Below are 14705 nucleotides of genomic sequence, written 5' to 3'. Positions count from 1 at the left end.
AATAATTGGCGTAGCGCTCACATTGCGATTCAATATGACCAGACTCTTACAATAGGATGCTTCACGCATCCTTTTTTGTGGGCTAAACTTCTAAATAGTCTGAACTATTCTCTAATTCTCAAAGGTTTTTTTATGTTTAAGCGATTATCGCCGATTGTGGCGGTTGGTTTGCTCTCTGGTTGTACCCTGACTAACGGTGCCACCTACCACCAAGAAACTCTCGATGCTATTGCCCGCTCAGAGACAAACATCGCAAATAAGGTTCAAAATCTTGAACTGCAACTAAGCAATCAAAGTGATTATATTGAAAGCTTAGAAGACGAAATTACTACCCTTTCTAGCCAATTAGATGTCCATCTAACGAGCATGGAACACAAGGTTATTGAACAGCTAGAGGAAGAAGAACCCGTAGCAGTTGCAGCGGCCCCTATCGCTCCTACATCACAACCGACTATCCTTGGCGGCATTGAAAAAGTGTCTATCGACTCTATTAAGCAAAGCTTTGATGCACGAGTGGATACAGGCGCAACCACCTCTTCTTTAAACGCTGTCGATATCAAAGAATTCGAACGTAACGGCAAGAACTGGGTTAAATTCCACCTAGACGATAAAGCCCAAGCGGAAGAAGACCAGAAATGGATTGAAGCGCCTGTTGTACGTTATGTAAAAATCCGTCAATCAACCAATGATCAGGCAGAACGTCGAGCTGTGATCGAATTATGGGTGAAAGTTGGAAAAATCCATGAAAAAGCGCAATTTACATTGGCGGATCGCTCTCAAATGAGTCACCCTGTACTATTAGGGCGCGAATTTATCAAAGACATAGCGCTAGTAGATGTAAGTAAAAAGTACGTACAAACGGAAGTTAAATAACAATAGTAGGGTAAGCTATGACGTCAAGAATTCCATTTTATATCTCTATATTCCTGCTTATCGTGGCAGGTATAACACTGAGTATGTTCAGACATACGACCTACGGTGTACCTTGGACTCCAGGGGAAACCAGACAGGTTTGGGACGTTGAAGCTCGCATCGAGTTCAACGCAGTAGGCAAAGAAGCAAAAGTTTCCTTAGCGGCTCCTCATACTCAGTCTAACTACACACTTATCGGCGAATCGGCTTCATCGCCAGGTTATGGTATCTCTTACTTGAATACCGAATCAGGTCGCCGCGCAGAGTGGTCTATTCGATACGCAGATGGCCCTCAAACTATCTACTACAAAACACAATTCCTAGTCGACAACCAAGCAAAAGTTGATGCTATACCGCCAGAAGGCGAAGTCGCACAGCCAAGCTTCGACGGCCCTGAAGAAGCCGCTTCTTTTGCATTGATTGATAGAGCGACAAAGCGTTCTGCAGACAACCTCACTTTTACCCGTGAGCTCATCAAAACACTTAACGATCCAGACAGCCAAAACTCAGCGCTTATTCTGAATAACATGACTAAAGTGGAAGCGACACACAAGCTACTTTCAGCAGCGAAAATACACAACAAAGTCGTTGGTGTTATCGAGCTAGAAGACGGCCGTCGTCGTCAGTCGATTCAAAACATGATTCAGATCTGGGATAACGACCAGTGGATTCTGTTCTCTCCGGAATCAAGCGAACAACAAGTTCAACCAAACCTACTCATCTGGGACGAATCAAACGTTTCTCTACTGGATGTTGTTGGCGGTCAGAACAGTAAAGTTCACTTCTCTATGATTGCTCAAGAGGTTTCACCAACGGAAGCAACCAACAGTAAGGTATCTGCAGACCAGCTATTGAACCTATCGATTCACAGCCTACCGCTAGAAGAACAAGCGATGTTTAAAACCATCATGCTGATTCCTATCGGTGCTCTGATTGTTGTGTTCCTCCGTGTCATCATCGGTCTGAAAACATCTGGTACCTTCATGCCAGTACTGATTGCGGTAGCCTTTGTGCAAACACAATTGGTAACGGGTATTGTCGGCTTCCTACTTATCGTAGGTACGGGTCTGATTATTCGAAGTTACTTGTCCAAACTCAACTTGCTACTGGTCGCCAGGATATCCGCCGTAATCATCACGGTAATCATGATTATTTCTGTATTCACTGTGGTCGCGTTTAAAGTGGGTCTGACTGAAGGTCTATCCATTACGTTCTTCCCAATGATTATCCTATCTTGGACTATCGAACGTATGTCTATCCTATGGGAAGAAGAAGGCGCGAAAGAAGTAATGCTGCAAGGTGGTGGTTCTCTATTTACTGCGGTTCTTGTTTACTTAGGCATGACTAACCCGTTCATTCAGCACTTAACGTTTAACTTTATTGGTTTACAACTTGTTATTCTAGCGACCATCTTGCTACTAGGTAACTACACAGGATACCGTCTAACCGAGCTTCGTCGCTTTAAACCGCTAGCGGAGGACTAAGTTATGTTTGATCAGTTTACTTCACCGTTTAGGTTGAAAGACAAAGGCATAATGGGAATGAACAAGCGTAACCATAGTTATATTGGTCGCTACAATGATCGTTCCAAGTATCCACTCGTTGATGACAAGCTTAAGACTAAAATCATTGCTGAACAGGCTGGCGCTACTGTGCCAAAACTGATTGGCGTTATTGGTCATCAAGCTGAAGTAAAAACAATCCACAAGATGGTAAAAGAGTGGCCGGGTTTCGTAATCAAGCCAGCTCAAGGCAGCGGCGGTAAAGGAATCCTTGTTGTGACTTCTCACAAGGACGGCGTTTACACTAAGCCATCGGGTGCTACTATCAATGAAGAAGACGTAGAGCGTCACATAAGTAACGCTCTTGCCGGTCTTTTCTCACTTGGTGGTAAGAACGATGTTGCGGTAGTTGAAAACCTCATCAAGTTTGATGAGTGTTTTGATGGCTTCAGTTACGAAGGTGTGCCAGATGTACGAATCATCGTATTCAAGGGCTACCCTGTGATGGCGATGATGCGTTTATCTACTTCGGCTTCCGACGGTAAGGCTAACTTACACCAAGGCGCTGTAGGTGTAGGTATTTGTATTGCGACGGGTAAAGCCGTTCGTGCGGTTCAATTTGACCACCCAGTAACTCACCACCCAGATACGGGTAAAGAGTTGGCGCTACTTCAGGTACCACACTGGGAAAAACTGCTAACACTAGCTTCAAGCGCTTGGGAAATGACAGGTCTTGGTTACATGGGTACTGACATGGTTCTAGACCAAGAAGAAGGCCCAATGGTACTTGAGCTTAACGCACGTCCAGGTTTGGCTATCCAAATCGCGAACGGCGCAGGTTTATTGCCTCGATTGCACCATATTGAGAACCTTGGTACACCGGCTGAATACCCGAAACCAGCAGAGCGCGTTGCATACGCTGCCAAGCAATTCGGTGTTCACGGTAACGAGATTGTTCCAAACTAAGCGATTTGCTGACTAGGTCACTTGATACCTAATAGAGCTTATAAAAAAGGCCGCATAACTCTGAGAGTTACGCGGCTTTTTAGTATCTGCGGTTAAATTAGCGGATTAGGTTAAGTCTCTGTAGATTCAATTACAGGCTCTCGGATTGGATCAATCCGCACCGCCGCCACCTTAAACTCAGGGATCTTAGCGTGTGGATCGGTCGCTGTGGTCGTCAAACGGTTAACCGGCGATTCAACAAAATGGAATGGAATGAACACCACACCCTTTTGCATTCGCTTAGTCACAAACGCCGCGATTTCTATTTCACCACGACGTGTCGACACCTTGAGCATCTGACCATTCGAGATTCCTAACGCTTCAGCATCGTGAACACTGACCATTGCACGTGGCCCCGCTAAGTTATCCAGGCCTTTGGTTTTACGCGTCATAGTGCCTGTATGGAATTGCTCTAAGATACGCCCTGTCGTTAGAACTAACGGATACTCTTCATCCGGTAGCTCAGCAGCGTATCTAAACGGAATCGCCTCCATTTGACCACGCCCACGGGTAAATTGGGTCTGGTGCATGATACGAGTGCCATCAGGGTTATTCTTATTACTCGGCCATTGCACGCCATTGACCGTAATGTTCTCCCAACGTAAACCACCATACTGTGGTGTTACACGTGCTATCTCATTGGTGATATCGGCAACGGTGTTATAGTCCCAACCACCGCCCATTGCGTTGGCTAGCATTTGGATAATCACCCAATCTTCTTTCGCTTCACCTGGAGGCAATACCGCCGGGTTAATACGCTGAACACGACGCTCGGTATTGGTAAAGTGACCAGACTTTTCAGCAAACGAGCAAGACGGAAGAACCACATCGGCATATTGAGCAGTTTCGGTTAAGAAAATATCTTGAACTACTAAGAAATCTAACGCTTCAAGACCTTCAATCACATGCGCTTGGTTCGGGTCACTCAGCACTGGATTCTCGCCCATTACGTACAGACCACGAACATCTCGATGACACGCGCCATCAATAATCTCGGTCAGCGTTAACCCCGTTTCAGCGGGTAGATCAGTAACGCCCCACTCCATCGCAAACTTTTGACGAACCATTGGGTTATACACTTTCTGATAACCCGGAAGATTATTTGGCAACGCGCCCATATCGCATGCACCCTGCACATTCGATTGGCCACGCAGCGGGTTGATACCACCACCTTCAATACCGATGTTGCCACACAAGAGTTGCAGGTTGGCGATTGAACGTACGTTGTCATGCCCAGTAGTGTGCTGGGTAATACCCATCGAGTAATACACCGCTGTTCGTTCTGCAGTACCAATCAATCGTGCCATTGCGAAGATGTCTTCCGCTTTAACGCCAGTCACCAATTCCACTTTTTCTAGCGAATAGCTTGGTGACATCACCTCTTGAAGCAAGGTATCAAAGCCGTCCACACGATCTTCGATATACTCTTGGTCATACCAACCATGTTTGATGATCTGCTGCATCACACCATTGATCAGCATTACATCGGTACCCGGTCGGTGCGCTAAGTAAAGCTCAGCATGGTCAGCAATATCTATTCGTTTTGGATCGGCAACGATCAATCGCGCTCCACCATGTCTCACCGCCTGCTTAATGTGCGAACCAATAATTGGGTGCGCTGACGTGGTATCCGAACCAATAATAAAGATCACATCAGAATGCTTGATACTTGGAATATCATTGGTCATCGCTCCACTGCCTAACGATGCTTCAAGTCCAGTCACCGTCGAGGCATGACAAAGGCGAGCACAATGGTCGACGTTATTGGTGCCTAGTTCGCGACGTATGAATTTTTGGAAGGCATAGTTATCTTCGTTGGTGGTTTTAGCCGATGAGAAACCCGCTAGAGCATTGCTACCAAAACCTTGTTTAATAGCCGTGAACTTATCGGCAATCAGCGTAATGGCTTCTTCCCAACTCGCTGGTTGTAACCAGCCATCTTTACGAATTAACGGTGTTGTAAGGCGGGCATCACTGCCGACGAAGTCGAAACCGAAACGTCCCTTAACACACAGCATGCCCTCGTTGACCGGAGAATCACCGCCCTCGATATAACGGATTTTGTTCTTCGCTTCGTCTACATGCATGGTCAGTTTACAGCCCACACCACAGTAGGTGCAGATGGTATCGACTTTCTTAAGTACGTCTGTGTCGCCTTGCTTTCTATCTCTCGCATCGACCATTGCACCGGTTGGACACGCCTGAATGCAAGAGCCACATTGAACACAGTTAGAGTCGCCCATTAACGTTTTGTCTGCCCCAAAATTAGGACGACATTCAGGCCTTGAAGCTGGCTTTCCATCGGATTGATTCATGAAGCTAAGAACGCCATGAACATTCTGCTCGCGACATGCTTGGATACACTGACCACAACTGATACAGCGGTTAGCATCAAAGATAATGAATTCAGAGCTATCATCAACCGCGAATTTTTGTCTGGTTAAACCGATCTTCGCTTCTTCTGCACGAATCGCCTGCCAACTCTCATTCGAAGTCACATCGATTTTGTATTCTGGGTGTGTTTGCGTTGCCTTGTATTCAGTCGAGTAGTCTCGCAGGTCGCAATCGGTATTGGCTTGGCAGCCACACTCTAGACATCTTGCAGCTTCAGCGATTGCATCAGCATTATCAAAGCCTGTTTCTACTTCCTCAAAACTTTGCTCGCGCTGCTCAGGAGTTAGCTCTGGCATGATCTTACGCGCTATGCGCTGAATAGATTTGTACTGCTCAGGATCGATCCCTTTGAGCTGCTTGTGCTTTCTAGAGTTAAACGGTTTAGCCGGAATGTTATCCATGTCGCCGTGGAAGAAACGATCGATAGCCTGCGCTGCAATGCGTCCATCGCCAACGGCTTCGACTGCGGTTGCGGGGCCGCGTCGGAAATCACCAATACTGAAAATATTTCCGGTTCCGGTATGCATGGTTTGCGGATCAGCATCTGCGGTGTTCCAACGTGTTAGAGGGATATCAATCTCTTCGTTATCCATGAAGCTTAGGTCGGGCTTTTGTGACACCGCAGCGATAACCGTATCAAACGCTTCAACAAAGAACTCACCCGTTGGTTTAGGGCTACGACGACCAGAAGCGTCAGCAGGACCCAGTACCATACGTTCTAATCGAATCTTAGATACATGACCATTGTCATCAGCTATATTTTCGGCCGGGTTAGTCAAGAAGTGGAACTTCACACCCTCATGCTCAGCTTCTTCAATTTCGTAATCTTCTGCTGGCATCTCCTCTCGAGTACGACGATAAATCAACGTGGTATCCGCACCATCACGCACTGCGGTTCGAGCGCAATCAATCGCGGTGTTACCGCCACCGATCACTGCAACTTTTTTACCGGTGACATACTGTTGATCGGTCACGTAATCTTTAAGGTAATCGACGCCTAGATAACAGCCGCCAAGCTCGCTACCGGGATAATTCATCTCGACAGCTTGTGATGCACCAACGGCTAAACAAACCGCATCAAAATCGTTGCTCAAATCAGACAGTGTAAAATCAACACCGAGCTTCTTGTCGCACTCTACCGACATCCCATTACGACACATCAGTTCGATTTCTTTATCTAGAATCGACTTAGGTAAGCGATACTCTGGGATACCGTAACGCAGCCAGCCACCAGCTTGGGGCATCGACTCATAAACACTGACATCATAACCTTCATTAGATAGGTAATAGCCTGCTGTTAAGCCACCAGGGCCACTGCCAACAATCGCAATGCTTTTACCTTTATTGGGTTTCTTCGCTGGCATGTAGCTCTCTTGAGCAGCCAAATCGGCATCGGCTGCGTGTCGCTTGAGTTGGCGAATCGCAATCGAATCATCGACTAAGTTTCTTCGACACTCTGTTTCACAAAAGGCAGGACAAACACGGCCAATCGATAGCGGCATCGGCAGTGTTTTCTTAATCACTTCGATGGCTTTGGTATGATCATTTTGAGCAATATGATACAGGTAAGATTGAATATCGACTCCTGCAGGGCACGCAGTTTGGCATGGTGCCTCACAATCTGCATAGTGGTCTGTCATGATGCGGTTCAACGCTTCTTGTCGATGGTTGGTCAACTGCTTTGACTGAGTCGTAATATTCAACCCATTGGACACTTCAAGCTCGCACGAGCGCTTCATACCCACACCATCAATCTCGACGACACATAAATCGCATGGAATCTTATCAGTTGTTTTGTTCAAACCACATAGAGATGGGATCTCTAAACCACATGTTTTTGCCGCTTCAAGTACGGTTTGTCCTTGTTCGACGATTCGAAATTTCCCATCAATAACGATTTGAATCATATTGAGTCCTACCTTCCAGTTTGCGTAATAGTCACGCTCAAAAATACTAATAAGTCGTTCAGCAGTGTGCAGACACTACTGTCATATCATTACCATACATTAATTGTGGTTTTGTGCGTGTGACTTCAAACAAGTTCTATTGAGATTAACCCTAATGTATGAGTGGTCTTATCAGTAAGTCAAAGAGGGCTAGACACGAAGTATATTAAGTGGATTGCACAAAGGGAGTTAGAACAATTGCAGAACGCTAGACTTAGGTACTAAAAAGCCCCTAATGATTAGGGGCTATGAATTAGTATCGTTGAATCGCTATCGAGCTTATTGCTCAGTTTCTTCGATAAGCTCTTGCACTGGAGATGCAGGTTTGTTTTGAGCAAAACCTCGCAAACCAACAACGTGTACATGTTCGTGATCTTTGAAGACCTTACGTACCAGTTTGTAGGTTGTACCTTTCTCTGGGCTGATGTTCTCAGGGGCTGCAATCAGAAGCTGCATACCTAGACGGTCACACAGTTCAAACAACGTAGAGATAGATTTCGCATCCAGACGTGCTGCTTCATCGAGGAACAACAAGCGACATGGAACGATGTCTTTACTACGAAGTCGACGTGACTCTTCTTCCCAGCTCTGAACCACCATCAGTAGGATAGATTGACCGGTACCGATCGCCTCACCGGTAGAAAGTGCTCCTGATTCCGCTTGTAGCCAGCCATCTGAACCACGGTTAACTTCAACACTGAGTTCTAAGTAGTTACGGTAATCCAGCAACTCTTCACCCAGAACTTGCGGAGAACGTTGACCCATATCGATATGTGGGTTCACACGTTGGAACAATTTCGCCATTGCTTCTGAGAAGGTGAAGCGCGTTGATTCAAACAAGTCTTTGTGCTGCTCTTGCTGAGTCGCTAGCCCTGACAGCAAGATTTCGTGGCTTTCACGGATCTTAACGTTTAGACGCACGCCCTTAACCTGACCAAAGTAGATGTTAGACAGACCTTGGTTTAGCATTCGAATACGGTTCTGCTCACGCTGAATCGTCTTCTTAATGATGCTTGCTACCGACTCAGAGCTGATCGCTAAGCGATTTTCACGCTGCGTCAGTTCTTCTGTTAATCGAGCGAGCTCAACTTCCATCTCTTCGATTGCTTCAACCGGATCATCCGTATGAATGATGTCTTGGCGAATACGCTCGCGAAGATGTTGATAAACTGCAATATAGAACAGAACTTTACGCTCTGGATGTGCGTTGTCTTCCGATAGACGCAGCGAATCACGTAAGTCGTCATTGTCAGCTACAGCCAGACGTAGCGCACCCAATGATTTATCCGACATTGAGCGAAGTTCACCCGCCGTTAGGTAAGCCAGTTCACGCTTGTGCAGACGACGTTCAACATCATTTTCACGAGCTAAACGAAGTACTGAGCACCAACCTGCTTTTGCTGCAACTACGAAGGTACGAAGTTCTGTGTACTCTTTCTGTACTTTCTTAAGACGCTTAGCCAGTGCTTTCATCTCAAGTTCCGTTGACGTAATCGTACGCTCGTATTCACTCTTACGGCTGCGAGATGTGTGTAGACGCTCTTGAAGCTCGTCACGGCGACGTACAGCACGCTCTTCTGCGCCTTCATCAGCGTTTACACCGAACTCTTGAAGCTCTTGCTTGAACTCTTGAACCGTTTCTTGCTTCGCTTGATGTGAGCTCTTCAATGCCGCCAATACTTGGTTGTATTGGTTCATCTGTTCACGAGCTTGCTTCAAGCCATCACGACCTTTGGTTCTTGCTTGTTCCGCTTGAACCAGTTTTGCTTTCAGTTGTTCGCTCAGTTCGCTGCTCTTGTTAAGCAAATCAACAGAGTCCGCGTAAGCAAAGTAGTGACGACGCTCAATCAAATCAGACAGCGCGAACACTTTACCTTTTAGAGTTTGTAGCGCGTTATCAGCTTGACGATATTCGGCTTCCAAAGCTTCGAACTGCTCTGGGTCAGCGTCTAGTGCAGATACGATTTGCTCTAGAGAAGTAAGCGCTTTACCGTGAGTATTCAAATAAAACTTAGCTTCACTTAAACGCTCTAGTTGCGCTTCTAATTCAGCTAAGCGCTCAGCCAATGTTTCGTCTTCTAAAATACGAACCATTGGCGCTAATTTATCTAATGCACCAAGTGCCTGCTTGCTTTGTAGAAGCTGGCTACGTTGTTGCTGCTCTTTAGAGTTAAGCTCAGCCAGAGAACGAACAATTTGATTGCGCTTATCACGAATCGCAGTAAGTGCTTGTTCTGGGTCTGCGTTAAACGCAACGTGTAGGTGCTTCGCAACAAAGCTGTTGAATGCTTGGTATAAGCGATTCAGTTTTTGAGAGTCAAACGCTGCTTTCGCGTGGTTCTCAACGACAACATCACGCTCTTCGCGCAATTTCTCTAGGCGCTGTTCACGAGCCGCACGGCCAAACAGTGGGATCTCAGGAAAACGAGAGTAACGCATTTGGCGATCGTTCAGCTGAACACATACCGCGCCTTCAAGCTCATCGGCATTAAACGAGCTGTCATCAAACGCGTCTACATCGCCTTCTAGGATGTAAAGGTCTTCTGGACAATCATCAAGATCCACCAGCTTCTCTTTAATACCATCAAGATCCGAAACCACAATCGCGTGACGAGCTGGGCCGTACATCGCACTAAAGTACGGCGCATCACCGATCGTGATGTCATCGTAGATCTCAGAAAGCAGTACGCCACCAAGCGTATCCGCCAGGCCTTTCAGGCGAGGATCGTTAGAACCACCTGGCGAAGCTAAACGCTCAATCTCTTGCTCAAGTTCAGCTCGGCGCGTTGCCAACTGATCTTTTGCTACCGCTTGAGATTTCTCGTCTTCAAGTACTTGCTGCATTTGAGTCATTACCGCTTGGCTATCTTCTAGCTCAGCGTCTGTTTGATCTCTTAAAGCTTCAAGTGCATCGTTTGCCGTGATCCACGCAGGAGCAATTGACTCAAGTTTTTGAATCTCTTGGTCGTGGTTTTGTTGTACACGACGTTGCTCACTCTTCGCTTCACGCAGCTCTTCTTGAGCGAACTCAAGGGACTCGATCTGCATAGCGTGACGTTCACGTTCTTCATCGAAAACCGCTTCATCAGTCAGTGAGATGTTGTGTTGTTTTTGGTATTCAGTCGCAAGCTCTTTTGCTTGACGCTGCTGAGCCACATCACGAGCCATGTCGCGGTGCTGAGCACGCCATTGCTGTTCGTTCTCAACAACGTGTTTTGCGTTACGGCCTTTTTCTAGAGCTTGCTTAGCGCTGCTAGACGCTTCTTTACGCTCAACGTCACCAACGATGCTTTTAACTAAAGACAGTGCTTTGTCGAACTGTGCAGAAGCTGCAGAAGACATGTCTAGCTTGTGCTTAGTAGACAGTAGCGTTTGAGTGCTTGATTCTTCTTGTGCTTTTAGCTCAGAAACAAGAGTTAATGCACTTTCTGCCGTAATAGACTCATCACCAAGTAACTGTTTGGTTTTCTCTAATGCTTGAACGGCTTGCTGGTATTGCAGCGCACGAGTTTGCTGAACGTCTAACGCTTGTTGGTAATCAGCAAGCTGAGTTTTCAGGCTATCCACTTCTTCTTCGGTAATGGTTGCCTGCTCTTCAGCAAGAAGTACTCGCTCTTGAGCTTCTTCAACCACCATCATCTGCTCTTCTAGACGCTCATTAAGCTCTTCTAGATCTTCACTGTAGCGTGCAATTTTCTCTTGCTGGCGAAGTGCAGTTTGAACCAATTGAAGATGATCCGAAGCCGCTTGATAATCTTGCTCTAGTGCCGACTCTTGATCGACCAACAGCTCTAATTCTTCTTGAACACGGTTCAACAAGTTATTTTGATCATGCAAGGTTTCACGCGAACCAAACAGTTCACCACGAAACTTCATGGTTTGATCAAGCTTGTTACGACGATCGTTGGCATGGCGCATGTAATCTGCTGCCACGTAGTTCGTAGATTCAGTGATCAAGTGTTTGAACAGGTCACGGTCCGACTGAGTCGTTTTGATCGCTTCTAACGTCATACGGTTTTCGCGTAGTGCTGATTCCATGTCTTGGAATGCTTTCTTCACACCACCGTTTTGCGGTAGGAGATAATCACGCAGAGAACGCGTAATCGCACTAGAAATACCGCCGTAAAGCGATGCTTCGATCAAACGGTAGAACTTAGAACGGTCGCTGCTGTTACGCAGTTTCTTCGGTACCACACCGTATTCAAACATTTGCGAGTGGTAATCAACAATCGAAGAGAAGGCTTTGAAGTGCGCGCCTTCGTACTGTGCTACCGCGGCTTTTACGTCGTTCAACTGACATACGCGAGCATGGCTGTCGGAAACGTTCTGAATCAACACATCCGTTGGTTTCACATGGCTTGGAAGGCCTTGGATTACGAACGGTTTGATGTCTACTTTCTTGTCACGACCCGCAACTTGCTGCAGTTTTACTGCAAACAGTAGGCGTTGGTTACGAGAGTTCACCACATCCAGCGCAGCGTAACATGCGCCAGGTTGAAGCTTACCGTATAGACCTTTGTCACGAGATGACTGTGAGCTACCCGCTTCCGTTGTATTACGGAAATGCAGAAGGCTTTGGTCAGGAATCAACGCTGTGATGAATGCCGCCATAGTGGTCGACTTACCTGCACCGTTACCGCCAGAAAGCGTTGTAACCAATCCATCAATATCAAAAGTACGCGCGAAGAAGCCGTTCCAGTTGACCATGGTTAATGATTGATACTTACCTCTTTCAATCATGCTTCACCTTCTACTTTTGTTGGTTCGCCGTCGTTTGACTCAAGGTCAAAGTCAGCTTGATCGTTAAAAATGTCTTGTTGACCGTTTTCGTCTACGCCTGCATCTACTTCTGATACGGCTTCCGCTTGTTCTTCATTCAACAAGCTGCCTTGGTTAGGCTCTTGAGTATGCACCACAGCTTCACCATCACGGATAAGACGCAGTTGAGCTTCTTTCATATCATCGCCAACACGTACGTCAGCACCAAAACGGAATACTGCTTCGCTGATACGGAACTTGCCCGTCTCGCCAATCGCAATCAACATGCCGATACGACGTAAGCGACGTAGAGAAGTACGCACTTTTTCAAACAGCTTTTCTTTGTCTAAATCAGAACCCGACGCACGGTTTGTCGCAAGCTTCATGAGTTTTTTCTCATCCGCTAACGACATCAACTCATCAAACAGCTCTTGGTTAGTAAAGATACCTTCGTGTGCTAGACGCTCTGGGCTTAGGTACAAAAAACACAGTACCTTACCAACAAGCATGTCTAGCTCAGACAAAACACTACGACCGATTAGCGACGTAGAACGCGGACGCAGGTAAAAAAAGCCTTCTGGCGCTTTCACAAGCTCGGTGTTGTAGCGTTGGTAGAAATGCTGAAGCTCAACTTCAAAATCAGAAAGTAACGCGTGGTTATCTAAGTCTTCTGTTGAAATATGCTTACCTGAACGCAGCATGCTGTCTAGCGCAGGGAACAATGGGTTCGCTATCGCTTTTACCAGTTTCTCTGGCATGTAATCATCAGTACTTGTTAATGACATTTGCTTGTACCTTTGCACCGAAATCGTTGATTGCCTGCCAATCTGGCTGAATAGCCTGATAGTCAGATTCTGAGTAACCTAAGCGCACGGCTTGGTCGACAACAATTCTGGCTAAATCAAAATGGTGTGTGCGAGGGTGTTCAGCGAGGTAATCGCGTAGCACAAGGCCAAGATCAATTGGCGCACCTTGCTGTTTGTGAGCTTTCAACATCTCTGCTATTCGGTCTGAAAGCAGATCATTCACTTGCTCAAATTCTTCGTATTCTACGTCGATTGGTGCTTGGCCCATTACTTCGTCATCACGAAGTACTAAGGCTTCATCACGCAAATCGGTAAGCTTTTCAGCATCGGCGTAGGTCAATAACCAAGGCGCATCAAAGTAGTCGGTAACCGACTGACGCAAGCGTTGGCTAAAGGCACGGTTTTTATCCATATCAATCGCGGTACGGATAAACTTGTGAACATGGCGGTCGTAGCCGATCCACAAATCGATCGCTTGCTGACCCCAACTAGTAATTCGGTCGAGCTTCATCTGCAAGCCGAATAGGGTTTCGCCAACGAACTCGAGTTCATCGTCACCGTAAACAATTTCTTGAATATCGAGGATCTGTGTTTGCAGTTCATCACCCGCCGCTTGCAAGGTGTCTTGCAATTCTTTTAGCGTGGAGGAGGTTTCTGATAGCAAGGTTTCGCAGTTGTTGATCGCCTCACGCCAATCTTTGTTAAGAAGGTCGGCAATTTGCTGCTTAACGGTTTGCTGCTGCTCATCCATAACACGTTGGTTAAGATCTATCTGATCGAAAATCTCACCAACAGAATACTTGAGCACGCCGTAAACGTTCTTTCTCCAATGTCCTGGAGTTCCGCCCTTCTGCGCAGCTTCAATGGCTTTAGCCATCTCGTCTGCAACCATAGAAAGCTGGATAGACAATTTTAATTTAGAGAACTGACGGTGACGTAAGTAATAATCTGAGATACCAATCGCTAATGGCGACAAACGGTAAATGCTCGCACCATCGGTAATTTCGCTGGTAAAGCGGCTAATCAACTTCTGTTTAACTAACTCGTTGATGGCATTGTTGGCACGAAACGCGGACGCTTCACCAGTATCTTCAAACAGTCGAGTGACGATGGTAAATGCATCGTGCAGTTCACCCTCGCCCAACTCTTCATCGAACCTTTCATTGCTTAGTACTGCGATAGCAATCAAAAATGCTAAGCGCTCTGGTGGCAAATTTAATGAAAAATCATGCTGCTTGACCCAGCCCACCAACTCATCAATTGGCTGCTCTTCGGCAGTTTGAGTCATTTCACTCATTGTGGTTCCTGTTACTGTTCTTCGTCATATCGAACATGTTAGATATGACGCCTATTTCTTTATGACGCGGGCTTCTTGCGATTGC

Annotated in this window: 7 protein-coding genes; 3 read left to right on the top strand and 4 right to left on the bottom strand. The window is 46.4% G+C overall.

What is annotated here, in order from left to right:
• The first annotated feature begins 132 nt into the window (after positions 1–132).
• From CWO13_RS06175 to CWO13_RS06165, 3 genes are read left to right on the top strand one after another with little or no spacing between them, the layout of a single operon-like run.
• Positions 133–873 carry an ATP-dependent zinc protease family protein gene (locus tag CWO13_RS06175; RefSeq protein WP_102432929.1) on the top strand — a complete coding sequence of 247 codons (741 nt, stop codon included), beginning with the start codon at positions 133–135 and terminating at the stop codon, positions 871–873.
• 17 nt (positions 874–890) lie between these two features.
• The gene (locus tag CWO13_RS06170) at positions 891–2396 is read left to right on the top strand and encodes an inactive transglutaminase family protein (RefSeq protein WP_048659662.1); all 1506 of its coding nucleotides are present in this window, start codon (positions 891–893) and stop codon (positions 2394–2396) included.
• 3 nt (positions 2397–2399) lie between these two features.
• Positions 2400–3380: an alpha-L-glutamate ligase-like protein gene (locus CWO13_RS06165; RefSeq protein WP_102432930.1), complete on the top strand. Its 981-nt coding sequence runs from the start codon at positions 2400–2402 to the stop codon at positions 3378–3380.
• A gap of 110 nt (positions 3381–3490) precedes the next feature.
• Here the strand turns inward: CWO13_RS06165 and fdhF are convergent, their stop codons facing one another.
• The 4 genes from fdhF to mukF all read right to left on the bottom strand — a co-directional run bounded on the left by fdhF (position 3491) and on the right by mukF (position 14620).
• Positions 3491–7720: a formate dehydrogenase subunit alpha gene (gene fdhF / locus CWO13_RS06160; RefSeq protein WP_107898498.1), complete on the bottom strand. Its 4230-nt coding sequence runs from the start codon at positions 7718–7720 to the stop codon at positions 3491–3493.
• A gap of 318 nt (positions 7721–8038) precedes the next feature.
• Entirely contained in the window at positions 8039–12499 is a 4461-nt protein-coding gene (gene mukB / locus CWO13_RS06155; RefSeq protein ID WP_102480695.1) for a chromosome partition protein MukB, read from the bottom strand.
• Complete coding sequence (gene mukE, locus CWO13_RS06150) at positions 12496–13302, bottom strand: chromosome partition protein MukE (protein WP_048664682.1); 807 nt, start codon at positions 13300–13302, stop codon at positions 12496–12498. Before mukE ends, mukB begins: the two co-directional genes overlap by 4 nt.
• Positions 13283–14620, bottom strand: coding sequence for a chromosome partition protein MukF (gene mukF / locus CWO13_RS06145; RefSeq protein ID WP_102432933.1), 1338 nt, complete (start codon positions 14618–14620; stop codon positions 13283–13285). Before mukF ends, mukE begins: the two co-directional genes overlap by 20 nt.
• Between the last annotated feature and the right edge of the window lie 85 nt (positions 14621–14705).

Origin of the sequence: Vibrio sp. ZF 223, assembly GCF_003050585.1 — a bacterium.
Classification (GTDB): Bacteria; Pseudomonadota; Gammaproteobacteria; order Enterobacterales; family Vibrionaceae; genus Vibrio; species Vibrio crassostreae.
This window is presented reverse-complemented; position numbering and strand designations above follow the sequence as displayed.

Coding starts and splice junctions, on each gene's coding strand:
- CWO13_RS06175 (WP_102432929.1), top strand. CDS start 133: ATGTTTAAGCGATTATCGCCGATTGTGGCGGTTGGTTTGCTCTCTGGT.
- CWO13_RS06170 (WP_048659662.1), top strand. CDS start 891: ATGACGTCAAGAATTCCATTTTATATCTCTATATTCCTGCTTATCGTG.
- CWO13_RS06165 (WP_102432930.1), top strand. CDS start 2,400: ATGTTTGATCAGTTTACTTCACCGTTTAGGTTGAAAGACAAAGGCATA.
- fdhF (WP_107898498.1), bottom strand. CDS start 7,720: ATGATTCAAATCGTTATTGATGGGAAATTTCGAATCGTCGAACAAGGA.
- mukB (WP_102480695.1), bottom strand. CDS start 12,499: ATGATTGAAAGAGGTAAGTATCAATCATTAACCATGGTCAACTGGAAC.
- mukE (WP_048664682.1), bottom strand. CDS start 13,302: ATGTCATTAACAAGTACTGATGATTACATGCCAGAGAAACTGGTAAAA.
- mukF (WP_102432933.1), bottom strand. CDS start 14,620: ATGAGTGAAATGACTCAAACTGCCGAAGAGCAGCCAATTGATGAGTTG.